The sequence below is a fragment of the Pseudomonas sp. D1-1 genome (assembly GCF_051132225.1).
Classification (GTDB): Bacteria; Pseudomonadota; Gammaproteobacteria; order Pseudomonadales; family Pseudomonadaceae; genus Aquipseudomonas.
This window is the reverse complement of record NZ_CP071676.1, coordinates 3,606,597-3,630,403: the sequence shown is the minus strand read 5'-3', so window position 1 is coordinate 3,630,403 and position 23,807 is coordinate 3,606,597. Positions and strand designations below refer to the sequence as shown.

Genomic DNA, 23,807 nt, shown 5'->3' with positions numbered 1-23,807 from the left:
ATCTATGAATAGCTGGTTGCAACGCTTGGGACTTACAACATATGGTCCGCAGCTTAAGTGAGGGCCACCGCGTCCTGCAAATGCGATCACGCCTGATAACAGGCGTGCGCGGCTTGAGAGACGGTTATGTTACTGGCAAGTTTTTTTGGTGTGATCATGGGCCTGATCCTTGGCCTGACAGGGGCGGGCGGCGGAATTCTGGCCGTGCCGGCGTTGGTGTTGGGCCTGGGTTGGAGCATGACCCAGGCCGCGCCGGTGGCGTTGTTTGCGGTGGGCAGCGCCGCAGCTGTCGGCGCCATCGATGGGTTGCGCCATGGGCTGGTGCGTTACCGCGCGGCCTTGCTCATCGCGCTGCTGGGCGCGGTGTTCTCGCCGGTGGGTGTCTATTTCGCCCACCAGCTTTCAGAAAAAATCCTGATGATTCTGTTCAGCCTGCTGATGGTGCTGGTGGCGGCGCGCATGCTGCGCCGAGAAACCCCGCAGCCGGGACCCAGCGACCACGGCGCGGCCAGTTGGGGCCAGAAGAACTGCATGCTGGATCAGCAGACCGGGCGCCTGGCCTGGACCGCCCGCTGCACCGCCACGCTGTCGGCGTTGGGCGCGGTCACGGGCATGGTTTCGGGCCTGCTGGGGGTGGGTGGCGGTTTCCTGATCGTCCCGGCGTTCAAGCAACTGACCGACGTGCAGATGCGCGGCATTGTCGCCACCTCCTTGATGGTCATCAGCCTGATTTCGTTGATCGGCGTGGTGGGCGCGTTTCATGCCGGGGTCAGCATCGACCGGGTAGGGGCGGCGTTCATTGCGGCGAGCATCGTCGGGATGATTTTGGGGCGACGCTTCTCGGCGAAGGTTCCAGCGCGGGCGTTGCAGGTGGGGTTTGCCGGGGTGTGTCTGGCGGTGGCGGGGTTCATGTTGTTGCGGGCTTAGCGATCCGGACAGGGCTCCTGTGGCGAGGGGATTTATCCCCGCTGGCCTGCGAAGCAGGCCTGATCGTTATCAAACGTGGCGACTGCTTCGCAGCCGAACGGGGATAAATCCCCTCGCCACAAGGGCATGCGCTCTACGACTCCCGGCACTGCATCGAAAACCCCAACGCCACCGACTGCCCTTGCTCCAGCAAGCGCAACCCCGGCCGTCCTGGCAGGTGATGCGCGTTGACCGGATGGCTGACCGGTTCGATGCAGAAGAAATCCAGACCGACGGGGCAGTACAACAGGAAATATTCGCTGCCGCTGGCGCGACATTCCAGTTCGTAGCCCAAGTCAGGTTGCTGGATCAGGCACTGCCCATCCCAACCGCCGAAACCGTTATCGACGAGAGTGTCGGGCAGTAGTCGAGGTTGCTGGAAATCCCACGCTGGGGGTACGCCCGTCAGTTCCGTTGGCAGTTTCGAGGCGTCGCACATCCAGACTTCGCTGGCGCGGGTTTGCAGGCGAGTGCCGGGGGTGCGTGGCAAATATGGATGCAAGCCCAACCCGTGCCAGGCGGCCTGTTCGGCCATGTGGGTGACGTGCAGGGCGATTTGCAGTTGGCCGCCGCTCAAGCGGATCCGCAGGCTGGCGCAATAGGCGAACGGGGTTTGGCTGTCCAGCTGCAGCAAGACTTCCTGATCAGTTCGTTCGGTAATCTGCCAGGGCTGCTGCCAGGCACTGCCATGGATCGGAAAGGGATCGTTGGGGCTGTTGGCTTCCAGGGCGAGCCAGCCGCCCGGGCAATCGAAACCGCCTTGGGCGATCCTGTTCGACCAGGGGATCAACGGAAAGCAGCCGAGCTTTCCCGGCAGGCGGTTTTCCAGTGCTTGCGGTGCGGGCGGGCGCAGCAGCGGAGCTCCGCTGCTGCGCAATGTCCATTCAACGAGGCTGGCGCCCAGGTGCGGAGCCAGGGTGAGGCGGGTGAGTTCGTCTTCGAGGTGGAGAAGGGGCGGTGTCATGGCGGCCTTGTTCAACAAGGTGAAATTGCTGTTGTGGCGAGGGGATTTATCCCCGCTGGGCTGCGACGCAGCCCTAAAGGTCCGGTCTCGGTATATAAGGCAAATCGAGATGGTTTTATGGGGGCTGTTGCGCAGCCCAGCGGGGATAAATCCCCTCGCCACAAGGGGATTTATCGTTGTGTCTTACAACACCAGATTCGGCAGCCACAGCGAAATGGCAGGAACGTAGGTCACCAACAGCAGGACCAGGAACAGCATGGCGTAGAACGGCAGCAGGGCCTTGACGGTGCTTTCGATGCTCACCTTGCCGATGGCGGAACCGACGAACAGTACCGCGCCCACCGGAGGTGTGATCAGGCCGATACCCAGGTTCACCAGCATGATCATGCCGAACTGCACCGGGTCCACACCGATGCCCACGATCACTGGCATCAGGATCGGCGTCAGGATCAGGATCAGCGGCGCCATGTCCATCACGGTGCCCAGCAGCAGCAACATCACGTTGATGCACATCAGGATCACGTAGCGGTTGTCCGAAAGGGTCAGGAACGCGGTGGTGATCTTCGCCGGGATTTCCATCAGCGTCATGATGTAGCCGAAGCTGGCGGCGAAGCCGATCAGGATCATCACGATGGAGATGGTGCGTACCGTACGGTGCATCAGTTTCGGCAACTCGCTCCACTTGTAGTCGCGATAGATGCACATGGTCACGAAGAATGCCCACACCACGGCAATGGCGGCCGATTCGGTGGCGGTGAACACACCCGAGAGAATGCCGCCAAGGATGATGAACAGGGTCATCATGCCCCACATGGCTTCCTTGCAGATCTTTAACGCTTGCTTGAGCGGAATCACTTCGCCCTTGGGGTAATTGCGCTTTTTCGCAAAAACCAGGCACAGCGCCATCAGGCACAGGTTCATCATGATGCCGGGGACGATGCCGGCCATGAACAGCGAACCAATGGAGACGGTGCCGCCAGCGGCGAGGGAGTACAGCACCGCGTTGTGGCTGGGCGGTGTCAGCAGCGCTTGTACCGAACCACTGACAGTGACGGCGGTGGCGTATTCACGCGGATAGCCCCGGCGTGTCATTTCCGGGATCAGCACCGAGCCGACCGAGGCGGTATCGGCCACCGAGGAGCCGGAGATCGCGCCAAAAAAACTCGAGGCCACGAGGTTGACCAAAGACAGGCCACCGCGCACGAAGCCTACCAACACACTGGCGAATGCCACCAAGCGGCGGGACATGCCGCCCTCGGCCATGATCGCGCCGGCCAGGACGAAGAACGGAATGGCCAGCAACGAGAATTTATTCACCCCGCCCGTCACCTGAATCATCATGGCCTGGAACGGAATATCGATCCACCATGCCCCGATCAGGGCGGCAGCGCCCAGCGCGTAGGCGACCGGCATGCCGATCAGGATCAACAACAAAAAACTGCCCAGCAGAATCAGAGCGTCCATTAAACGGCACCTTCGTTTTCTTCAACCAGGTCGAACTGCACGACCCGACGCTTGCTTTGATCACCCAGCAAGAGTTTTTCCAGGACAAAAATAAGGGTCAGGAACCCACCGATCGGGATCGGCATGTAAGTGATGCCAACGCGCAGGGTAGGGATGGCGCTCATGAACTGGTTCCAGGTGGTCATGCACAGCTTGGCGCCCCAGACAGTCATGAAAATGCACACCGCCGCCATCAACAGTTGCGTGAAAACCGAAGCCAAGGTTTGCAAGTGCGGGGGCAGGCGGCTTGTGACCATATCCACGGCCATGTGCGAGCCGGAGCGGTAGCTGGCAGCTGCACCGATGAAAGTGAACACGATCATCAGCAAGATGGCGGTGGGCTCCGGCCAGCTTGAGCCGGTGCCGAGGACGTAGCGGGCGAACACGCCCCAAGGGATCATCAGCGCAACGGCGAGGACAGACAGGCCGGCGACCCAGATGCAAGTCATGTAAATCGTGTCGTTGATACGCAGCAGCAAATTCTTCATCGGGTTCCACCGTAACTGGGCGCGCCTGTGAACCGCAGGCGCGCCCAGCCTTTTCATGAGTACAGATTAAGAGGGTCTTACTGGACAGCCTCGATGCGCTTGATCAGGTCGGCGTACGGAGCACCGTATTTGGCCCGGATCGGCGCGGTGGCGTCATAGAAGGGTTTTTTATCGACGGTGATGAACTCGACGCCGGCGGCCTTGAGTTTTTCTTCACTGGCGGCGGACTTCTTGTCCCACAGCACGCGCTCTTCAGCCTGGGCTGCCTTGGCGGCTTTCTTCACCATGTCCTGTTGCTCCGGCGTGAGCTTGTTCCAGGTGATTTTCGACATCACGATCGGCTCAGGCAGGATCAGGTGGCCGGTCAGGCTGTAGAACTTGGCGTTCTGGTAGTGGTTGTGCTCAAGCATGGTCGGCGGGTTGTTTTCCGCGCCGTCGATCACGCCGGTCTGCAGGGCGCTGAAGATCTCGCCGGTGTCCATGGCGATACCGTTGGCGCCCATGGCGTTGAAGGTCTCGATGAACATCGGGTTGCCTTGGACGCGAATCTTCATGCCCTTCAGATCTTCGAGCTTGCGCACCGGTTTCTTGGTGTAGAGGTTGCGGGTGCCGCCGTCCATCCAGGCCAGGGCCACCAGGCCGAATTCGGATTTGGTGATCCGGTCGAGGATCGCGTCGCCCACGTCGCCGTCGATGACGGCGCGCATGTGGGCCTGGTCGCGGAAGATGAACGGCATGTTGAAGACGTTCACGTCCGGCACCACAGGGCCGACAATGCCCAGGCTGACGCGAGACATCTGGATCGCGCCGGCTTGCATCTGCTCGATGACTTCCTTTTCAGAACCCAGTACGCCACCCGGGAAGTACTTGAACTTCAGTTCGCCCTTGCTCTGCGCTTCCAGGGCTTTACCCATGGACTCCTCGGCGACTACGGTCGGGTAGCCCTTGGGGTGGATGTCGGCGATTTTCAGGGTGAGTTCAGCGTGTGCCGCCTGGGCCAGGAAGGCCAGGGGCAGGGCCGCGATCAGAAGCGTGCGTTTGAAATTCATGGTCAATCTCCAGTGTTGTTGTTTTTATATCTATCGATGTGAAGCGGCAAAGCAGATCAGTTCGCGGAGTGTTTCCGTCCTCCGAAAGCAGGTTCAGCCAGACCCTTGACGCCGGGTTTGAGAGCGAACACGCCACCGGCCAGGGATTGCGGATCATTGTCGTCACCCGGACGGATCGAGGTGACGAAGAGGGTATCGAGCTGGCTTCCGCCGAAGGCGCACATGGTCGGTTTTTTCACCGGCACTTCAAGCGAACGGTCGAGGCGTCCGTCCGGGGTGAAGCGGTGAATCAGCCCGGCGTCGTTGGCGCAGATCCAGTAGCAACCGTCGGCGTCCACCGCTGCGCCGTCCGGGCGACCGGCCAGGGGCATCATGTCGACGAACAGGCGCCGGTTGGACGGGGTGCCACTGTCGATGTCGTAGTCGAAGGCCCAGATCTGCTGGCTCAACGGGTGCGAATCGGAGAGATACATCGTCCTTCCGTCGGGGCTGAAGCCCAGGCCGTTGGGTACGATGAAACCGCTGAGCTGTGCCTCGACCGGGCTGCGTTGCCCGGCGTCATATCGGTACATCCGGCCTTCGTCGGCGTTGGCGCCCATGTTCAGCACCATGCTGCCGGCCCAGAAACGGCCCTGGCGATCGCAGCGGCCATCGTTGAGGCGCATGTCGGTACGGCTGTGCTCCACGCTGGCGCACAGCTCGCTGTCCAGGCTGCCATCGTCATTGGGCTGCAGACGGAAGAAACCGCTTTCCATGCCCGCGACCCAGCCGCCGTCCTGGTGACGGGCAATGCAGGCGAGCATTTCCGGTGCTTCCCAGCCCTGGATTTTTCCAGTGCTGGCGTTCCAGCGTTGCAGGCCGCCGCTGGGGATGTTCACCCAGTACAAGGCGTTCTCCTCGGGGACCCACACCGGGCTTTCCCCGACGGCGTTGCGTGCATCGACAATCAATTCGGCTTGCATGGCGATTCCTTGGTTCGTGTGTATCCCATGAAACAGGCGAATCAGTTGTCGAACGGGCCGGCAGCAACAAAGGCGCCGCCCTGGTAGATCCTGGCCGGGTCATCCTCGGCCGGCATCGGCTGGGCTTCGACTTTGGCGCGGAAGATTTCCGACGTGTCCTTGGGCTGGTAGCCCAGGTGCGCGGCGTGGCTGTTGTCCCACCAGACGTCGCGGTTGGCGGACATGCCGTAGACCACGGTGTGGCCGACCTTCGGGGTGTAGAGCGAGCATTCGATCAGTTGGGTGAGGTCGTCGAAGCTCAGCCAGGTGCTCATCATCCGGCGGTTCTGTGGTTCCGGGAATGACGAGCCGATGCGGATGCTAACGGTCTCGATGCCGTAGCGATCGAAGTAGAAACTGGCCATGTCTTCGCCGTAGGACTTGGACAGGCCGTAGTAGCCATCCGGACGGCGAGGGGAGAGGGCGTCGAGGGCCTGGTCCTGCTTGTAGAAGCCGATGACGTGGTTGGAACTGGCGAAGATCACGCGCTTGACGCCGTGCTTGCGCGCGGCTTCATAAATATGGAACACGCCGCTGATGTTGGCGCCGAGGATCTCTTCGAACGGACGCTCGACCGACACACCGCCAAAATGCAGGATGGCGTCGACGCCTTCCACCAATTGGTGCACGGCCTGTTTATCCGACAGGTCGCAGGGCACCACTTCTTCGCTTTCGTCGATGGCCGGTGCCATGTTGGCGATGTCCGACAGGCGAATATGGCGGGCGTAAGGCTTGAGGCGTTCGCGCAAGACTTTGCCAAGGCCGCCGGCGGCGCCGGTCAACAGCAAGCGATTGAAAGGGTGGCGAATCTGTGTCGTGGTCATGGCATTACCTGAGCAAACAGTGAGAGGTACAGTTGTTATAAGTTGTCGTACGACCGAGGGCGAATATCCTTATCCTTCTGCTGCCTTGTCAACGTTTGATCGACGAACCGCTCTGGAACGGCGTCCTTGCCGTAGATTGCCATGGGATGCGCCCAGGCTGAATCCTTCCGTTACAGCAGCGAAATCGGGTAGCTGATGAAGATCCGGTTCTCGTCGAATTCGTTGGTGCTGAAGTCGCGACGAATCGATGCGTTACGCCATTTTACGTTAAGGCTCTTCAGCGCACCGCTCTGCACGGTATAAGCCAGCTCGGTCTCGCGGCCCCATTCCTTGCCGTCATCGACGGTGGCGGTGTGCACGTTGTCACCGCTGATATAGCGGTTCATCAGGGTCAGGCCCGGCACGCCGACGGCGGCGAAGTTGAAGTCATGGCGCAGTTGCCAGGATTTTTCCTTGGCGTTGTCGTAGCTGGAGTTGTAGCTGTCGTTCGCCAGGGTCCCGCCGCTGGTGCCGTTGACGCGCATCCAGGCGTCATCGCCGCCGACTTTCTGCAGGCCGACATAGAAGGTGTTGCCGCCGTACTTGGCGGAGAGCATGGCGAACGCGGTCTTGTTGTCGAGATCGCCGGCCAGGGCGCTGCCGTCTTCCTTGCCGGTGAAGTAGCCCAGGTTGGCGCCCAGGGTCCAGTCGCCCATGGGTTGGCTGTGGGTCAGGTTGAAATATTGCTGCTGGTAGATGTCGGACAGTTCCGCGTACCAGACGCCGACCTGGGTGCGTTTTTCGTTGAAGGCGTATTCGCCGCCGCCGAAGTTGAAACGGTCCGAAGTGAAGGCACCGCGGCCGTTCATCGACATGTCTTCCATGCTCGCGTCGTTGCGCGGGCTGTTGCCACGGAACTGACCGCCATAGAGGCTCAGGCCGTTGATCTCGGTGGAAGTGACCTGGCCGCCCTGGAAGGTTTGCGGCAGGGAGCGGCCGTCGTCGGAACGCAGGATCGGCAGCACCGGCATCCACTCGCCGACTTTCAATTCAGTCTTCGAGACTTTGGCCTTGAGGGCCACGCCCAAACGGCCGAAGTCATCGGCCGGACGACCGTCGTCGTGCACCGGCAGCAACTGGGTACCGGCGGTGCCGCGACCGCCGTCGAGCTTGACCGAGTACAGGCCGAGCACGTCCACGCCGAAACCGACCGTGCCCTGGGTGAAACCGGACTTGGCGTCGAGGATGAAGCTTTGAGTCCATTCCTCGGCTTTGCCTTGGGCGGCGGCGTCGTTGACGAAGTTGCGGTTGAAATAGGCGTTGCGCAGATTCAGCGTGGCTTTGGCGTCATCGACAAAACCTGCGGCGCTGGCAGTCATGGGCAGGAACATGGCCAGGCTGCTGCAACTGATCAGGCCCAGGGCGACATTCGATGGGGAAAAAGGACGGGTTGGACGGTTCTTGGGCGAAAAACGGACACGTGTGCTCACTCTGACGCTCCCTTGCTTTTTTGTTGTTTTTATCTGTTATACGTCGTCGTACAACATGGCAGGGATTATTTGGTGGCGGGTGATTCTTGTCAACTGGCCATTACTGCGAATTTTGCTTCCCGATAGCCGCTGATGGGTGGGCATCTCGTGGGGTTATGGGCGCACCTTAGGCTGGAAGGGCTTCGCTGTGAGGCATGCTGCGGTCTGAAGAATAGCTGCGAGCAGATCGGGTTGTGCGATGACTGGTCTAAGACATTAGTCGAATGGGCCAGCCTATAAAGCTTTGTGGCGAGGGAGCAAGCTCCCTCGCCACAAAGCATCGGCGGCGTTTCCAGTCATCGAACAGGCACAAACACAGGCTGCCAGCGCAAAAAGGAGTAACCTGCCGCCCTGCTTTGATTCCCTTCCATGGACCCTCCTCATGTTTCCCAATGCCGAGCGCTACAACCACTCCACCGAATACGCCAACAAACTCGTCGACCGCATCGGCCAGACGCCGGCCTGGATTGCCTTGCGCATCGGCGTCACTGAAAAACGCATGCGCTACATTCTTGCGGGCTCGCGTACGATCAAGGGCGATACTACCGAAATCCTGATGTCTTACGCCGAGCAGTTCTGCCTGGAGTGCCTCGCCGCCGAGGCCAAGGCCGCCAAGGATCGCGCCCGCTCGAAAGCGGCAGGCCCTGCCAGCGACGCCTGAACCATCTCGATCCGTGGCGAGGGAGCTTGCTCCCGCTGGCTGCGTAGCAGCCCCTCTTGAAGATTCCGCATCAGCGGCACCGAGTTCTCAGTGATGGGGCTGCTGCGCAGCCCAGCGGGAGCAAGCTCCCTCGCCACGAAAGCGTCTGCGGCACTTCTTGACGCTCCTTGTCGTCGAACAGGCATCTGGAAAGTTTCCAGCGACCTATTGTCGCTATGTTCCCGCAAGGTTTTTGAATGGATCATTACACCCCGCGCGCCTGGCAGCCGCACGAACGGCCGACGCTGCCCGGTTCGCCCTCGACGCCGTTGCATCCCACGCCCAAGCGGCTTGCCTACGCGCTGGTTGGCGTGCTGGTGGCGTTGACCGGGGGGTTGGGCAATTCGCTGGTGATCGCCAATCTGCCTTATCTGCAGGGGTCCCTGGGCGCCACCACGGCGGAGATGGCCTGGTTGCCCGCGGCCTACGTCATGACCAACGTCTCGATGAACCTGCTGCTGGTGAAATTTCGCCAGCAGTTCGGCTTGCGCGCGTTCACCGAAGTGTTCCTGGCGCTCTACGCCCTGGTGACCTTCGGCCATCTGTTCGTCAACGACCTGAACTCGGCGATCGCCGTGCGTGCGGCCCATGGCATGGTGGGTGCGGCCCTCAGCTCCCTGGGCCTGTATTATATGGTCCAGGCTTTCCCGGCCAAGTGGCGGCTAAAGGCGCTGGTGTTGGGCCTGGGCACTTCGCAATTGGCCTTGCCAATGGCCCGGCTGTTCTCTGAAGACCTGCTGCAAATCGCCGAATGGCGCGGCTTGTACCTGTTCGAACTGGGCATGGCGCTGCTGTCGCTGGGCTGCGTGCTGCTGCTCAAGTTGCCGCCGGGTGATCGCTTCAAGACCTTTGAAAAACTCGACTTCCTGACCTTCACCGTGCTCGCCAGCGGCGTCGCCTTGCTGTGCGCGGTGTTGTCGCTGGGGCGCATTGACTGGTGGTTGGAAGCGCCATGGATCGGCGTGGCCTCGGCGGCTTCCATCGTGCTGATCATGGCGGGCCTGGCGATCGAACATAACCGCAGCAATCCGATGCTGATGACGCGTTGGCTCGGCAGCGGGGTAATGATCCGTCTGGCCCTGGCGGTGATTCTGATCCGCATGGTGACTTCGGAACAATCCACTGGGGCGGTGGGTTTCCTGCAAGCGCTGAACATGAGCAGCCAGCAGATGCACAGCCTTTACGTGGTGATGCTGATCGGCAGTATTGCCGGGCTGGTGACCAGCGCGCTGACCATCAACCCGGCGCACCTGTTCATGCCGCTGATCATTTCCCTGGCGTTGATGGCCACGGGGTCGGTGATGGACAGTTATTCGAACAACCTGAGCCGTCCGCAAAACATGTACTTCAGCCAGTTCCTGCTGGCATTCGGCAGCACGTTCTTCCTCGGGCCGACGATGATCCTGGGGGTGCGCAATGTGCTGACCAACCCGCGAAACCTGGTGAGTTTTTCCGTGCTGTTCGGGATCTGCCAGAGCCTCGGCGGCCTGGTGGGGGCTGCGGTGCTCGGCACGTTCCAGGTAGTACGCGAGAAATTCCATTCCAGCCATCTGGTGGAGAACCTGAGTCAGTTCGACCCTCGCGTCGCCGCGCGGGTGGACAGCGGCGGCTCGGCGGTGGGTTCGCTGATTGCCGATCCGGGCCTGCGTCACCTGCAAGGCCTTCGCAGCCTCGCCACGGCCGCTACCCGCGAAGCCAACATACTTGCCTATAACGATGTGTTCATGCTGATCGCGGTGATCGCCGTGCTGACCATGATCTGGATTTCCATTCGTGCCCTGTGGCTGATGAGCACCACCCAGCCCGCCGCCGCAGCGCCTGCCCCTTCGACACAACCCAGCGGTGCCACCTCTTCATGACCGAGCCGACCACCACGACCACCAATGCCATCGCCGATACGCCGGAAGACCAGGCGCCTCCTGCCGCTCCGGCGACAAAACCGCGCTCCCTGCGAGTGCGGATGCTTTCATCCCTCGGATTCGCCGCAGTGGCGATCGTCGGCGTGCTGGTGGTGCTTTATGCCTGGCAATTGCCGCCGTTCAGCAGCGCCGTGGAAACCACCGAGAATGCTCTGGTGCGCGGGCAGGTGACGATCATCGGGCCGCAGCTCAGTGGTTATGTCCATGAAGTCCCGGTGCAGGACTTCCAGTTCGTCAAGGCCGGCGATCTGCTGGTGCGCCTGGATGACCGCATCTACCGGCAACGGCTCGACCAGGCGCTGGCGCAACTGGCGGTGCAACAGGCGGCCCTGGCCAACGTCGTACAGCAGCGCAACAGCGCCGAGGCGAGCATCAAGCTGCGCCAGGCCGCGCTGGCCGACAGCCAGGCCCAGGCCCACAAAGCCGCCGCCGACCTGCGCCGCAACGAGGCGTTGATAAAGGACGGTTCGGTGTCCAGGCGTGAACTGGATATCAGTCGCGCCGCCAGCGCCCAAGCCACCGCGGCCGTCGCCCAGGCCCAGGCCAGCCTGGAAATTGCCCGTCAGGACCGGCAAACCGTCATCGTCAACCGCGGCTCCCTGGAAGCGGCTGTCGCCAGCGCCGAGGCGGCGGTGCAACTGGCGCGCATCGACCTGTCCAACACGCGCGTGTTGGCGCCACGGGACGGTCAGCTGGGGCAGATCGGCGTGCGCCTGGGCGCCTACGTCAATTCCGGAGCGCAGTTGATGGCGCTGGTGCCGAACCAGAAGTGGGTGATCGCCAACCTCAAGGAAACCCAGATGGACAAGGTACGGGTCGGTCAGCCGGCAAGCTTCACCGTGGATGCCCTCGGCCATCGCCGCTTCCAGGGGCATGTCGAACGCATTTCCCCGGCCACCGGTTCCGAGTTCAGCCTGCTGCAGGCCGACAACGCCACCGGCAATTTCGTCAAGATTGCCCAGCGCGTTCCGGTTCGCATCACCGTGGATCCGGACCAGCCCGAAAGTGAACGCCTGCGGCCAGGGATGTCGGTGGTGGTGAGCATCGACACGGCCGCCGAACAGCAATGACCCGCAGAAGAAAGCCGTTTCCTGCACAGGGAACGCGTCACGCGTGCAGGAGTCGTAACCTCCATGCGTTTCTGACCCCCACGGAGATCCAATGAATCTGGAAGTCCCGAGCACCGATACCAATCGCCGCCAACTGCTGCAGATCATCGCCGGGCTATCGGATGGCGTGATGCTGATCGAAGTCGACCAGACGATTGCCTGGGCCAACGAAGCGGCCTTGACCATGCACGGAGTCGAGGAGCTTGGCGAGTTGGGCACCAACGCCAAGGAGTACGCCCGGCGTTTCAATTTGCGTTATCGCAACAACCATTCGCTCCCCGAAGACAACTATCCCATCGCCCGCGTGGCCCGCGGCGACGAATTCAGCGATGTGCTGGTGGAGGTGACGCCGGTGGCCGATCCGGACCGCACCTGGGTGCACCGCATCCGCAGCATGGTGCTGACCGACCGCAACGACGAGCCGGAATACCTGGTGCTGATTCTCAGCGATGCCACGGAATGGGCCAGCGCCGAACAGCGCTTCGAGAAAACCTTTGGCGCCAACCCGGCACCAGCGGTGATCTGCCGTCTCAGCGATTTGCGCTATATCAAGGTCAACGCGGGTTTCCTGGAAATGACCGGCTACAGCCGCGAAGAGGTGATCGGGCGTTCGGTTTATGAACTGGATGTGCTCGAGGCTGCCGAAAAGCGCGACCTAGCCGTCGAGCGCCTGGGGCAGGGCGCGACCATCCCGCAGATGCAGGCCGAACTGCGCTTGCCCGATGGCACCAACAAACAGGTGATCGTCGCTGGCCAGCCGCTGGACCTCCACGATGAAGACTGCATGCTGTTTTCGTTCATGGACATGGAGCCGCGGCGCAAGGCCGAAACGGCGCTGCGCCAGAGCGAGGAGCGTTTTGCCAAGTCGTTCCGGCTGTCACCGGTGCCGACGCTGATCTGTAGCGCCGAGCTGCAACTGGCGGAAATCAACGAGGCCTTCCTCCAGGCGACGGGTTATGCCAGCCAAGAGCTGTTGGGCAAGACCGTGGAGGAGATCGGCTTCCTCGAGAAGGAAGCGGCGGCGACGTTGTTCGGGCGCCTGGAAAAGACTGCCACCGTGTCCAGGGTCGACGTCAAGGTGCACAAGAAAGGCGGGGAGCAGATCGACTGCGAAGTGGCGGCCGATACCGTCATCATCCAGGACAAGCCATGTTTCCTGCTGGTGCTGATGAATATCACCGAACGCAAGCGCTCGGAGCTGGAGCTGGTAGCAGCCATCGAAGAGGTGATGAAGGACGCGTCGTGGTTCAGCCGCACCCTGATCGAAAAGCTGGCCAATGTGAAGAGCATCAATGCGCAGACCCCGACGACTTCTTTCACCGAGCTGACCGCCCGCGAACGTGACGTACTGGGGCTGATTTGCGAGGGTCTGGCGGACAAGGAAATCGCCGCGCGCTTGAAACTGGCCCCCAACACCGTGCGCAATCACGTGGCGACGCTGTATTCGAAACTCGACGTCCATAGTCGTAGCGAGGCGATTGTCTGGGCGCGGGAGCGGGGCTTGTTCGCGAACGAATGGCGGATAAAGGCACCATGATAGCCAGTGCAAATGCACCTGGTATTCTGGTGCAAATTCAGGTTTTGCGCGGGCTATAACCTCCCTAGGCTGGAGGGGTGCGGCATTGCTGTTGAACGCCGCGTCCCCACGAAACAGTCAAGGAATACGCCCCGATGTGCAGCAAACCCTTCAAGTGTGAGATCGACAGGACGTCTATGGGAGCCAGGAGGCCGGCCACCGGTCATTTGCGACTTCGAAGCTGAGGTACACAGATGACCCATCTGGCTCCGTTACGTACCCGTCTCGAGCAAAGCTTTGCGCCACTGGCCTGTGAATGCAGCCTCAACGGCGACGGCACCCTGACCATTCGCCTGTACCGCCAGGAAAGCGGCGAGGTCGACCTGGTGGTGAGCGGCATGAGCGTCGACAGCATCCGCTCCGAAGAAGGCTTGAACAAGCTGATCGATGAACTGCGTTATGAGCTGTACAACACGCCGCTGCATCGCAGCGATCCAGCCTGATCCATAAGACCGACGCGATCCCCCGTGGCGAGGGAGCTTGCTCCCGCTGGATCGCGCAGCGATCCCAAACCTGTAGAATCGACAGTCCCCAGGCACATCGCGTTTAACAGCTTGCGGCTGCTGCGCAGCCGAGCGGGAGCAAGCTCCCTCGCCACGGAGACCGCGTCATCAATGGGACTGCGTAATCAAAGCAACGTCGCCCGACAATCCAGCGCCAACCGCGCCCCGCCCAGCTCGCTGCGATCCACCTCCAGCGTAAACCCGTGCAGCGTGACAATCGCCGCGACGATCGACAGGCCCAGGCCGAAGCCGCCGTGCTGGCTGCTGCCCTCGGCGCGGTAGAAGCGCCGGAACACCGCCTTGCGTTCCGCCTCGGGAATGCCAGGGCCTGAGTCGAGCACTTCGATGCGGCTGCTGTCGCCCTGGTCGACGCCCCGCAAGATCACCTCGCCGCCCGATGGGGTGAATTTGATCGAGTTGCTCAACAGGTTCGACACCGCCTCGAACAACAATGCCCGGTCACCGTTGAGCAAGGGCAGGGTGTCGGGCACTTCCAGCTTGAACACCAGCTCGCGTTCTTCGGCCAGCGGCAGATAGAAGTCATGCAGTTCCTGCAACAACTGCAACGGATCCAGACGCACGAAACCGGAGCGGCGCTGCTGGTCCTCCAGTTCCGAAATCCGCAGCAGACCGCGAAACCGCGCCATCAGCGTATCGGTCTCGGCGATCACCTGATCCATCTGCAACGCTTCCGGGGAGCTGTCCGCCGCTTCTTGCTGGATGCGATAAAGCTGGGCACGCAGGCGCGTCAGCGGGGTGCGCAAGTCATGGGCAATGTTGTCGCAGACGCCCTTGACCTCATTCATCAGCCGTTCGATGCGATCGAGCATGGCATTGACGATGGCTGCCAGCATGTCCAGTTCATCGCGACGGCTCGACAGCGGCAGGCGATGGGTCAGGTCGCCGGCGACGATGGCTTCCGCGCTGGCCTGCAAGGCGCGGATACGCCGCAGCGGTCGACGTCGCAACAGGTGCCAGCCGGCGATGCCCGGCAGGATAGTCAACGAGACCCCCCAGAGCAGCGCGTGCAGGATGATGCGGGTCACGGCGAACAGCGAGCCGTTGTCCCGCGCCAATACCAGCCAGCGGCCGTCCTGGGTCCGGGTCGCGACCGCGTCGCAACTGTCGGAGGGGATCATCGGGTCGTCGGAGTCGACGCAGCCACCGAGCATATGGATCTTGCCGTCCAGCGGCAGATCGGCGGGGATGCGCTGGATCGGTCCGCTCAGATGGCGCAGTTGCGGATCGAACAGGCCGTAGGCGTCGACGCCGCGTTCATCCAGCGACAGGCTGGCCATGAGCGCGTCTTCCAGTTGTTCGCCATGGATGCGCGCGAACAGGTGCTGGCGCTGCATCAGGGAATGCTTGGCGAGGCTGTCAAGGTAGCCGAACACCTCGTAATACATGACCCCCATCAGGATCGCGCTCCAGATCACGAACAGCGAACTGTACAGCGCCAGCAGGCGGCTGCTGGAGGAGCGCCAGCCCTTAGCGGGGTTCAGCAATGACATAGCCGGAGCCTCGTACCGTGCGAATCAGCGGTTCCAGGCCCGGCGGATCGATCTTCTTGCGCAGGCGACCGATGTGGACGTCGATCAGGTTGGTGCCCGGATCGAAGTGATAACCCCAGACTTCTTCGAAAATCATCATGCGCGAGAGGATTTGGCCACTGTTGCGCATCAGAAATTCCAGCAACTTGTATTCGGTGGGCAGCAGGCTCAGCAACTGGCCGTTGCGGCTGGCCTCGCGGCTGATCAGGTTCAGCTCCAGGTCCGCCACCCGCAGCACGGTTTCCGGCTCGCGGGCGCCGTTGTTGCGGCGCAGCAGCACTTCGACCCGGGCGGCCATTTCGTCGGTGGCGAACGGCTTGGTCAGGTAATCGTCGCCGCCGGCCCGCAAGCCACGCACCCGCTCGTCGACATCGGAGAGGGCGCTGATCATCAGGATCGGCGTGGCCACGCCCATGCTGCGCAGCTGGGTGACGATCACCAGGCCGTCGAGTTCGGGCAGCATCCGGTCGAGAGTGATCAGGTCATAGTCACCGCTGACAGCCCGTTCCAGGCCCTCGCGGCCGTTGTCGACCCAGTCGACGTCCAGGCCGTTGCGGGTCAGTTCGGCGACGATTTCACGGGCGGTCACGGCGTCGTCTTCGATGGTCAGGATACGGTTCATGGGCGTTACCGGTTGGGAAGTGGAGCTATTGCGCAGCATTCTGCCAAAGATTACCTGTCGGCTTTCTGAAAAAAAGTTCATGGGCGCCGGCAAATGCATTCCCTGGCCTGGATCAATACTTCGTCACAAATAATCCCTAACATATTCCGGCACGCACCATCATGCTGCGTCCCTCGCTGTGTTCCGCCGCGCTGACGCTGGCGGGGACTGACGAGAAGCTGGTGGCAAGTGGCGCAAGGAGCCGAGACCTACTGAACCTTAAGGATGAGTCGCATGATCAACTCCCAGAATGTTCTACGCCGTAAATTCGATATTCAACCGCTGAAACGGGCCGACATGAGCGTTCGCCTGGACGGCCAGACTGTCGACGCCGCCGAGGGTGAGACCGTACTCACCGTCATCCAGGCCATGGGCCAACGCCAGGTGGCCCGCAACGACCACGGCCAGGTCAGCGGTGCCTACTGCGGCATGGGCATTTGCCAATGCTGCCTCGTCAGGATCGATGGCCGCCACAAGCGACGGGCCTGCCAGACGCTGGTGCGACCGGGCATGCAGATCGAAACCCGGGCCAATCGCATCGCCGCAACGGAGGCGCCATGAACCTCGATCCGGTGATTGTAGGCGGCGGGCCGGCGGGTATGGCGGCGGCCATCGAGCTGGCCGCCAATGGCCTGCGTTGCACGCTGCTCGAAGAAGCGCCACGCCTGGGCGGCGTGGTGTACCGCGGGCCGTTGCGCGATGGCGTGAGCCTGGACTACCTGGGGGCGCGCTACAGTGAGACCCTGGCAAAGCTCCATGGGGAATTCCAGCGCAACGCCGGCCTGATTGATGTGCGACTGGGTAGTCGGGTCATCGGTGCCGAGGGGTTCCGGGCCCTGATGCTGCTGGACGGCGACGAGCGCTTGCGGGAAGTGGCCTATTCCCAGTTGATCCTGGCAGCCGGTTGTCATGAACGCAGTGTGCCGTTCCCCGGCTGGACACTGCCGGGGGTGATGATGCTCGGTGGCCTGCAATTGCAGATCAAGAGTGGCGTGGTTAAGCCGCCGAGCCCGGTGGTGATTGCCGGCACCGGCCCGTTGCTGCCCTTGGTGGCCTGCCAGCTGCACGCCTCGGGCGTCACCGTGGCGGGCGTCTACGAAGCCTGTGCCTTCGGCAGGATCGCCAAGGAAAGCCTGGCGTTATTGAACAAACCGCAATTGTTTCTCGATGGCCTGGGCATGCTGGCGTACCTCAAGCGGCACCGCATCCGGGTGCGCTATGGTTGGGGCGTGGTGCGCGCCGAGGGCGAGGGTGAACTGAGCAGCGTGACCGTTGCGCCTTACTCCGCCGACTGGAAACCGGACCTTGGACAGGCCGAACAGCTGCCGGCCGAGACGCTGGCGGTCGGCTACGGGTTTATCCCGCGCACGCAGTTGAGCCAGCAGATGGGGCTTGACCATGGCTTCAGCGAGGACGGCTACCTGCGCGCCGTGTCCGATGCCTGGCAGCGCAGCAGCGAGGCGCATATCCACCTGGCGGGCGATATGGGCGGGATCCGCGGCGGTGAAGCGGCCATGTTGAGCGGGCGCATCGCGGCATTGTCGGTCCTGCTGCAGCGTAATGTCCTGGATGAGGCCACGGCGCTGGAGCGCCGCAGGCGCTATCAGGCCCAATTGGACCGGATCATTCGTTTTCGCGCCGCCGTTGATCGCTACACCCGGCGCGGCGCCGGGCAAACCGCGCTGCCAGCCGCCGATACAGTGATCTGCCGTTGCGAACACGCCACCCGCGCGGACATCGACCGCGCCCTTGAACAGGGCGTGCAAGACATGGCCAGCCTGAAAATGCGCACCCGGGTGAGCATGGGCGATTGCCAGGGTCGCCTGTGTGTCGGCTACTGCAGCGACCGCCTGCGCGAAGCTACCGGACGGACCGATGTGGGCTGGCTACGGCCACGTTTTCCGATCGATCCGATTCCTTTCTCTGCGTTCCAGAACGACGACCCGGAGGCGCTATCCCATGATCAGGCACTATGACGTAGTGATCGCCGGTGGTGGGGTGATCGGGGCGTCCTGCGCCTATCAACTGTCCAAGCGCAAGCACCTGAAGATCGCCCTGATCGATGCCAAGCGTCCAGGCAACGCCACCCGCGCGTCGGCCGGCGGCCTGTGGGCCATCGGCGAATCGGTGGGGCTGGGCTGTGGGGTGATTTTTTTTCGCATGATGTCGGCCAATCGCAAGCGCCAGGCCCAAGGCGCCGCCGTGGCGGTGGATGCCAGCACTCCGCATATCCTGCCCGACTCGTTTTTCGATTTCGCCTTGCAGTCCAACGCGATGTATCCGCAGTTGCACAGGGAACTGATCGAGCGTCACGGCATGGATTTCAAGTTTGAAGAGACCGGGCTCAAGTTCGTGATCTATGACGATGAGGACCGCTCCTACGCCGAACACATCGTCGCCTGCATTCCCCACCTGGCTGATCAGGTGCGCTGGCTCGACCAGGCGGCGTTGCGCGAGGCCGAGCCGAGTGTCAGCCATGAGGCCTTGGGCGTGCTGGAGTTTCTCTGCGACCACCAGGTCAGCCCGTTCCGCCTGGCCGACGCCTACACCGAGGGCGCGCGGCAGAATGGCGTTGATCTGTTTTTCAATACCAACGTGACTGACGTATTACGTGACGGCAGTCGGGTGACAGGGGTGAAAACCGCCGAAGTCGGCACGTTCAACTGCCGGACGTTGATCAATGCTGCCGGCGCCTGGGCGGCGGACTTGAGCGAGCAGGCGACGGGCGTGCGGATTCCGGTCAAGCCGGTCAAGGGGCAGATCCTGCTGACCGAGCGCATGCCGAAAATCCTCAGGGGATGCCTGACCACCAGCGATTGTTATGTGGCGCAGAAGGACAACGGCGAGATCCTGATCGGCAGCACCACGGAAGACAAAGGGTTCGACGTGACCACCACCTACCCTGAAATCGAGGGGTTGGTGCAAGGCGCGGTGCGGTGTATCCCGCAACTGGCCGACATCAACCTGAAACGCACCTGGGCCGGCCTGCGTCCCGGCTCACCGGATGAATTGCCGATCCTCGGGCCGATGCGCGGCGTGGAGGGCTACCTCAACGCCTGCGGGCATTTTCGCACCGGCATCCTGACCTCGGCCATCACCGGGGTGCTGCTGGACAAACTGGTGAACGACGAGCCGTTGCCGCTGGACATCACACCGTTCCTGGCGGACCGGTTTGGACTGGCGGCGGTTGCAGAGCCGAGGAAAATGCAACCGGCCTGAGAGCCGGGTCGAACCCACATTGTTTTTTGGTCGGTCGCAGGTTTTTCGTCAAGCACGATTCCTGTGTGGGAGCGAGCCTGCTCGCGAAAGCGGTGTGTCAGTCAACGCCAATGTCGATGCACTGGCGCCTTCGCGAGCAGGCTCGCTCCCACAGTGTTTTTTGGTTGAGCAGGATTTTTTTGTTCACCACAATCCCTTGTGGGAGCGAGCTTGCTCGCGATAGCGTCAGGACAGTCGACATCGATGGTGACTGGTGTGCCGTCATCGCGAGCAAGCTCGCTCCCACATTGTTTTTTGGTCGGTCGCAGGTTTTTCGTCAAGCACGATTCCTGTGTGGGAGCGAGCCTGCTCGCGAAAGCGGCGTGTCAGTCGACATCAATGTTGATGCGCTGGCGCCTTCGCGAGCAGGCTCGCTCCCACAGGTTTTGTGCTGTGGGAGGTTATTCCACCGGTGTACTGACAAACGCTTCCAGGCCTTCGGCATAAGCGGTAAACGCGCTGATCTGTGGGAAGGCCTTGCCTTGCACCTGATCGGCCACCAACAGGTTGGTGAAAGTCCATGCCACCGCGACGCTGATGCCGGCCTGGTCGAGCGAGCCATCGGTGGGCAATGGTTGTTTCACCAATGCCTTTTCCAACTCGCCATATGCCGCCAGCAACTGGCCCGACACCCGCGCGAGCCACGGCTCATGCTGGATTTCCGCTGGGCGCAAAGTGCGTTCGTAATAGATCTGCACCGATTTTTCGCACGCCGCCAATGCCAACCCGATCAGTTGCAACGATTGCAACCGTTGCCCCGGATCGCTCGGCATCAGGCTCTTCCCGGGCCCGGCCAAGGTTTCCAGGTAATCGATGATCAAGGTCGAGTCCATCAACACCGAGCCATCATCCAGCACCAGGGTCGGGGCCTTGACCACCGGGTTGATGCGCTGGAATTGGTCGAAATGCCTGAACACCGAAACTGATTGGTGTTCCAGGGCGATGCCCAGGCGCTTGGCGGTAATGGCGACGCGTCGCACATAGGGCGAGTCCAGCATGCCGATCAGTTTCATGGCTTCTCCTTCAGCGGTTTGTTTCAGGCCGGGCTCAATCTTCGAATCCGACCTGTTCATGGATTTCATCAACCTTGAGTTCAAGCCGGTAGGCCACGGCGATGAACAGCGCCTGGCACAGGCACAGGGTGGCGCTCAACGAGCGAAAGGCGAACGAGCTGCCTTCGTTCACCAGCAGCACCGCATTGGCCCGCTTGGCCAGGGGCGACAGGTTGCTGTCGGTGATGATCAGCGTCTTGGCCTGGTGATGCTGGGCGATGCGCAGGCAGTGCTGGGTTTCCTTGCCGTACGGGGTAAAGCTGATGGCGATGACCAGATCATTGGCCCGGACGCTGCGCATCTGCTCGCGATAACTGCCGCCCAGGCCCGACACAAGGTGGATGCGCTTGTTGGTGTGCTGAAGGTTATAGACCAGGTAATCGGCCACCGCGAACGAGCGCCGCACACCAACGACGTAGATGTTATCGGCGTTGACCACCAGGTCGACGGCTTTTTCGAACGCCTCGTCGTCGAGTTCCAACCCCAGGCGCTCGATGCCCGACAGGGTGGCGTTGACGCATTCGCGCGCGAGATCGCCGGCGCTGGCCTTCTGCGACTTGTTGGCGATCATGCTGCGAATGCGTTGCTGGTAGTTCTGCACCGGCGTGGTCTTGTGGGTGTAGGCCTCGCGAAACAGCGCCTGCATTTCGCTGAACCCGCTGAAGCCGAAGCGCTGGGAAAAACGCACGATGGCCGAGGGGTGCACTTCGCACTCCCGGGCAATGTCGCTGATGCGATCGACCATGATCCGGTCGCTTTGCTGGCTCATGTAGCTGGCGATGCGTTTGAGCTGGCGCGGCAGGCCTTCGTACTCCTCGGTAATCAATTGCAGCAGCCGCTCGGCGTTGATCGGTGGGCTGGGGAGGGCGGGTTCGGACGCGCTCTCGGACGGCACCGGCAGATCGGGGCGGGTCATAGAAAATCCTTCTGGCTTGTTCTTATAGGACGCCCTGGGAAACGGGTTGGTCCTCGACAATAGGTTGGCTGGTCGCAGTCTACAGCGTAGCCGCGGGGAAAATCATGAGCGCGCGCAGTTGTGAGCCGTGCTGAAACGATGCACCGCGTCTGGTCCGGCCAAGTAACAGTCTATTGGAAAAAATATTCCACTATAAAAATTTATGGAAAAAATATTGATTATTGCCGTTCGCTCGTTTTAGTCTGCATTCACCAAAGCGTTGGCGTCGGTTCCGGCGTCAAGCGCAGGCTGATAAAAATAACAGGAGCCAGCATGGGCCAGACTCGTTTTGCCAGTGGACGTCAATTGGATGTGATCTGCCTGGGGCGCCTGGGCGTCGATCTCTACGCGCAGCAAGTCGGTGCGCGGCTTGAGGATGTCTCGAGCTTCGCCAAGTACCTGGGTGGCTCATCTGCCAACATCGCCTTTGGCACGGCCCGTCTCGGGCTTCGGTCGGCGATGCTGAGCCGGGTGGGCGATGATCATATGGGGCGCTTCCTGGTGGAATCCCTGATGCGCGAAGGCTGCGACGTCAGCGGCATCAAGGTCGACCCCGAGCGACTGACAGCCATGGTGTTGCTCGGCATCAAGGACCGCGAGACCTTTCCCCTGGTGTTCTACCGTGAAAATTGCGCGGACATGGCGCTACGGTCCGAGGACATCGACGAAGCCTTCATCGCGTCCAGCAAGGCGCTGTTGATCACCGGCACGCACTTCTCCACCGACAGCGTCTACCAGGCCAGCATCCAGGCGCTGGACTATGCGCAGACGCACCAGGTCAAACGTATCCTCGATATCGACTACCGCCCGGTACTCTGGGGCCTGGCGCCCAAGGCCGATGGCGAAACCCGTTTTGTCGCCGACCGCAAGGTCAGCCAGCACGTACAAGGCATCCTGGCGCGTTTCGACCTGATCGTCGGCACCGAAGAAGAGTTTTTGATCGCCGGTGGCAGCGAAGATCTGCTGGCCGCGCTGCGTACCGTGCGCTCGCTGACGGCGGCGACCCTGGTGGTGAAGCTTGGCCCGCAAGGTTGCACGGTGATCCACGGCGATATCCCGAACCGCCTGGAAGACGGCGCCATCTACCCCGGCGTGCGGGTCGAGGTGTTGAATGTGCTGGGCGCGGGCGATGCGTTCATGTCGGGTTTCCTCGCCGGTTGGCTGGAGGACGCCAGCGATGAGCGCTGCTGCCAGTTGGCCAACGCCTGTGGCGGGTTGGTGGTGTCGCGTCATGCCTGCGCCCCGGCGATGCCGACCCGGGCCGAGCTGGATTACCTGTTTGCCAGCCCGGTGCCGATCACCCGCCCTGACCAGGATGTCGTGCTGCAACGGCTGCATCAGGTCAGCGTGCCGCGCAGGGTCTGGAAACAGCTGTTCATCTTTGCCTTTGACCATCGCTGGCAGTTGGTGGAACTGGCCCAGCGGGGCGGTCGTGGCCTCGACAGCATCGGCGAGCTCAAGCAACTGTTCATCCAGGCCGTGGAGCGGGTCGAGGCTGACCTGCAACGCCAGGGCATCGAGGCGGATGTCGGTCTGCTGGCCGACCAGCGTTTCGGCCAGGATTCCCTGAATGCGGCCACCGGGCGCGGCTGGTGGGTCGCGCGGCCGGTGGAGGTGCAGGGCTCGCGGCCGCTGGCGTTCGAACACGGCCGTTCCATCGGCAGCAACCTGATTGCCTGGCCACAAGAGCAGATCATCAAATGCCTGGTGCAATTTCATCCTGACGACGAACCGCTGCTGCGCCTGGAGCAAGAGGCGCAATTGATGGGGTTGTACAAGGCGTCCCAGGCCAGCGGCCATGAATTGCTGCTGGAGGTCATTCCGCCCAAGGATCATCCATCGGCCCATCCGGACGTGCTGTATCGGGCGCTCAAGCGGCTCTACAACCTGGGTATTTTCCCGGCGTGGTGGAAAATCGAGGCGCAGACCTGCGATGAGTGGAAACAACTTGATGAGCTGATCCAGCAGCGCGATCCGTATTGCCGTGGCGTGGTGCTGCTGGGCCTCAACGCCCCTGCGGCCGCGTTGGCCGAAGGCTTTCGCCAGGCCAGCCAGAGCAGCACTTGCAGAGGGTTTGCCGTGGGCCGGACGATCTTCCAGGAACCGAGCCGCGCCTGGCTGGCCGGGGAGATCGATGATGAAACGCTGATCCGGGATGTGCAGGGCCGGTTTGTGGAATTGATCGAGGCCTGGCGCGCTGCGCGCAGTTAAAGGAAGTCAA

General features: G+C 61.9%; 21 protein-coding genes. 10 read left to right on the top strand and 11 right to left on the bottom strand.

What is annotated here, in order from left to right; all coding sequences use genetic code 11:
- Positions 1-126: 126 nt before the first annotated feature.
- Positions 127-927: a sulfite exporter TauE/SafE family protein gene (locus J3P86_RS16220; RefSeq protein WP_434630171.1), complete on the top strand. Its 801-nt coding sequence runs from the start codon at positions 127-129 to the stop codon at positions 925-927.
- A 133-nt stretch (positions 928-1,060) separates the two neighbouring features.
- Here the strand turns inward: J3P86_RS16220 and J3P86_RS16215 are convergent, their stop codons facing one another.
- The 7 genes from J3P86_RS16215 to J3P86_RS16185 all read right to left on the bottom strand — a co-directional run bounded on the left by J3P86_RS16215 (position 1,061) and on the right by J3P86_RS16185 (position 8,264).
- The gene (locus J3P86_RS16215; RefSeq protein WP_434698427.1) at positions 1,061-1,930 is read right to left on the bottom strand and encodes an aldose 1-epimerase; all 870 of its coding nucleotides are present in this window, start codon (positions 1,928-1,930) and stop codon (positions 1,061-1,063) included.
- A gap of 183 nt (positions 1,931-2,113) precedes the next feature.
- Complete coding sequence (locus J3P86_RS16210) at positions 2,114-3,394, bottom strand: TRAP transporter large permease (protein WP_434573451.1); 1,281 nt, start codon at positions 3,392-3,394, stop codon at positions 2,114-2,116.
- On the bottom strand, positions 3,394-3,921 hold the full coding sequence (locus J3P86_RS16205) for a TRAP transporter small permease (RefSeq protein WP_434698425.1): 528 nt from the start codon (positions 3,919-3,921) through the stop codon (positions 3,394-3,396). The genes J3P86_RS16210 and J3P86_RS16205 overlap by 1 nt, the downstream gene beginning before the upstream one ends.
- A gap of 77 nt (positions 3,922-3,998) precedes the next feature.
- Positions 3,999-4,970 carry a TRAP transporter substrate-binding protein gene (locus J3P86_RS16200; protein ID WP_434698423.1) on the bottom strand — a complete coding sequence of 324 codons (972 nt, stop codon included), beginning with the start codon at positions 4,968-4,970 and terminating at the stop codon, positions 3,999-4,001.
- 56 nt (positions 4,971-5,026) lie between these two features.
- Positions 5,027-5,932, bottom strand: a complete 906-nt coding sequence (locus J3P86_RS16195; RefSeq protein WP_434698421.1) for an SMP-30/gluconolactonase/LRE family protein — start codon at positions 5,930-5,932, stop codon at positions 5,027-5,029.
- A 41-nt stretch (positions 5,933-5,973) separates the two neighbouring features.
- Positions 5,974-6,795 carry an NAD-dependent epimerase/dehydratase family protein gene (locus J3P86_RS16190; protein ID WP_434657055.1) on the bottom strand — a complete coding sequence of 274 codons (822 nt, stop codon included), beginning with the start codon at positions 6,793-6,795 and terminating at the stop codon, positions 5,974-5,976.
- Positions 6,796-6,965: 170 nt separating this feature from the next.
- The gene (locus J3P86_RS16185) at positions 6,966-8,264 is read right to left on the bottom strand and encodes an OprD family porin (protein WP_434630184.1); all 1,299 of its coding nucleotides are present in this window, start codon (positions 8,262-8,264) and stop codon (positions 6,966-6,968) included.
- A 421-nt stretch (positions 8,265-8,685) separates the two neighbouring features.
- On the opposite strand from J3P86_RS16185, the gene J3P86_RS16180 reads away from it, so the two are divergent.
- The 5 genes from J3P86_RS16180 to J3P86_RS16160 all read left to right on the top strand — a co-directional run bounded on the left by J3P86_RS16180 (position 8,686) and on the right by J3P86_RS16160 (position 14,050).
- Complete coding sequence (locus tag J3P86_RS16180; protein WP_305500342.1) at positions 8,686-8,964, top strand: hypothetical protein; 279 nt, start codon at positions 8,686-8,688, stop codon at positions 8,962-8,964.
- A 236-nt stretch (positions 8,965-9,200) separates the two neighbouring features.
- Positions 9,201-10,862 (top strand): MFS transporter, encoded by a 1,662-nt coding sequence (locus J3P86_RS16175; protein WP_434698419.1) that lies wholly within the window; start codon positions 9,201-9,203, stop codon positions 10,860-10,862.
- Entirely contained in the window at positions 10,859-11,992 is a 1,134-nt protein-coding gene (locus J3P86_RS16170; RefSeq protein WP_434630188.1) for an HlyD family secretion protein, read from the top strand. Before J3P86_RS16175 ends, J3P86_RS16170 begins: the two co-directional genes overlap by 4 nt.
- A gap of 91 nt (positions 11,993-12,083) precedes the next feature.
- Positions 12,084-13,568 (top strand): PAS domain S-box protein, encoded by a 1,485-nt coding sequence (locus J3P86_RS16165; RefSeq protein WP_434698417.1) that lies wholly within the window; start codon positions 12,084-12,086, stop codon positions 13,566-13,568.
- Positions 13,569-13,801: 233 nt separating this feature from the next.
- On the top strand, positions 13,802-14,050 hold the full coding sequence (locus J3P86_RS16160; protein WP_305500349.1) for a DUF1652 domain-containing protein: 249 nt from the start codon (positions 13,802-13,804) through the stop codon (positions 14,048-14,050).
- Between the two features lie 185 nt (positions 14,051-14,235).
- Here the strand turns inward: J3P86_RS16160 and J3P86_RS16155 are convergent, their stop codons facing one another.
- Both J3P86_RS16155 and J3P86_RS16150 read right to left on the bottom strand, forming a co-directional pair.
- Positions 14,236-15,621 (bottom strand): sensor histidine kinase, encoded by a 1,386-nt coding sequence (locus tag J3P86_RS16155; RefSeq protein WP_434698415.1) that lies wholly within the window; start codon positions 15,619-15,621, stop codon positions 14,236-14,238.
- Positions 15,599-16,282 (bottom strand): response regulator transcription factor, encoded by a 684-nt coding sequence (locus J3P86_RS16150; RefSeq protein ID WP_305500352.1) that lies wholly within the window; start codon positions 16,280-16,282, stop codon positions 15,599-15,601. The genes J3P86_RS16155 and J3P86_RS16150 overlap by 23 nt, the downstream gene beginning before the upstream one ends.
- A gap of 273 nt (positions 16,283-16,555) precedes the next feature.
- Here J3P86_RS16150 and hcnA point away from each other — a divergent pair, with 273 nt between their 5' ends.
- From hcnA to hcnC, 3 genes are read left to right on the top strand one after another with little or no spacing between them, the layout of a single operon-like run.
- Complete coding sequence (gene hcnA, locus J3P86_RS16145; RefSeq protein WP_434630195.1) at positions 16,556-16,882, top strand: cyanide-forming glycine dehydrogenase subunit HcnA; 327 nt, start codon at positions 16,556-16,558, stop codon at positions 16,880-16,882.
- The gene (gene hcnB, locus J3P86_RS16140; protein ID WP_434698413.1) at positions 16,879-18,297 is read left to right on the top strand and encodes a cyanide-forming glycine dehydrogenase subunit HcnB; all 1,419 of its coding nucleotides are present in this window, start codon (positions 16,879-16,881) and stop codon (positions 18,295-18,297) included. Before hcnA ends, hcnB begins: the two co-directional genes overlap by 4 nt.
- Positions 18,281-19,540, top strand: coding sequence for a cyanide-forming glycine dehydrogenase subunit HcnC (hcnC, locus tag J3P86_RS16135; RefSeq protein ID WP_434698411.1), 1,260 nt, complete (start codon positions 18,281-18,283; stop codon positions 19,538-19,540). The genes hcnB and hcnC overlap by 17 nt, the downstream gene beginning before the upstream one ends.
- A 440-nt stretch (positions 19,541-19,980) precedes the next feature.
- Here the strand turns inward: hcnC and J3P86_RS16130 are convergent, their stop codons facing one another.
- Entirely contained in the window at positions 19,981-20,592 is a 612-nt protein-coding gene (locus J3P86_RS16130) for a glutathione S-transferase N-terminal domain-containing protein (RefSeq protein WP_434698409.1), read from the bottom strand.
- Between the two features lie 34 nt (positions 20,593-20,626).
- Entirely contained in the window at positions 20,627-21,547 is a 921-nt protein-coding gene (locus J3P86_RS16125; RefSeq protein ID WP_305500359.1) for a MurR/RpiR family transcriptional regulator, read from the bottom strand.
- 312 nt (positions 21,548-21,859) lie between these two features.
- On the opposite strand from J3P86_RS16125, the gene J3P86_RS16120 reads away from it, so the two are divergent.
- Positions 21,860-23,797, top strand: a complete 1,938-nt coding sequence (locus tag J3P86_RS16120) for a bifunctional 5-dehydro-2-deoxygluconokinase/5-dehydro-2-deoxyphosphogluconate aldolase (protein ID WP_434698408.1) — start codon at positions 21,860-21,862, stop codon at positions 23,795-23,797.
- Positions 23,798-23,807: the final 10 nt, after the last annotated feature.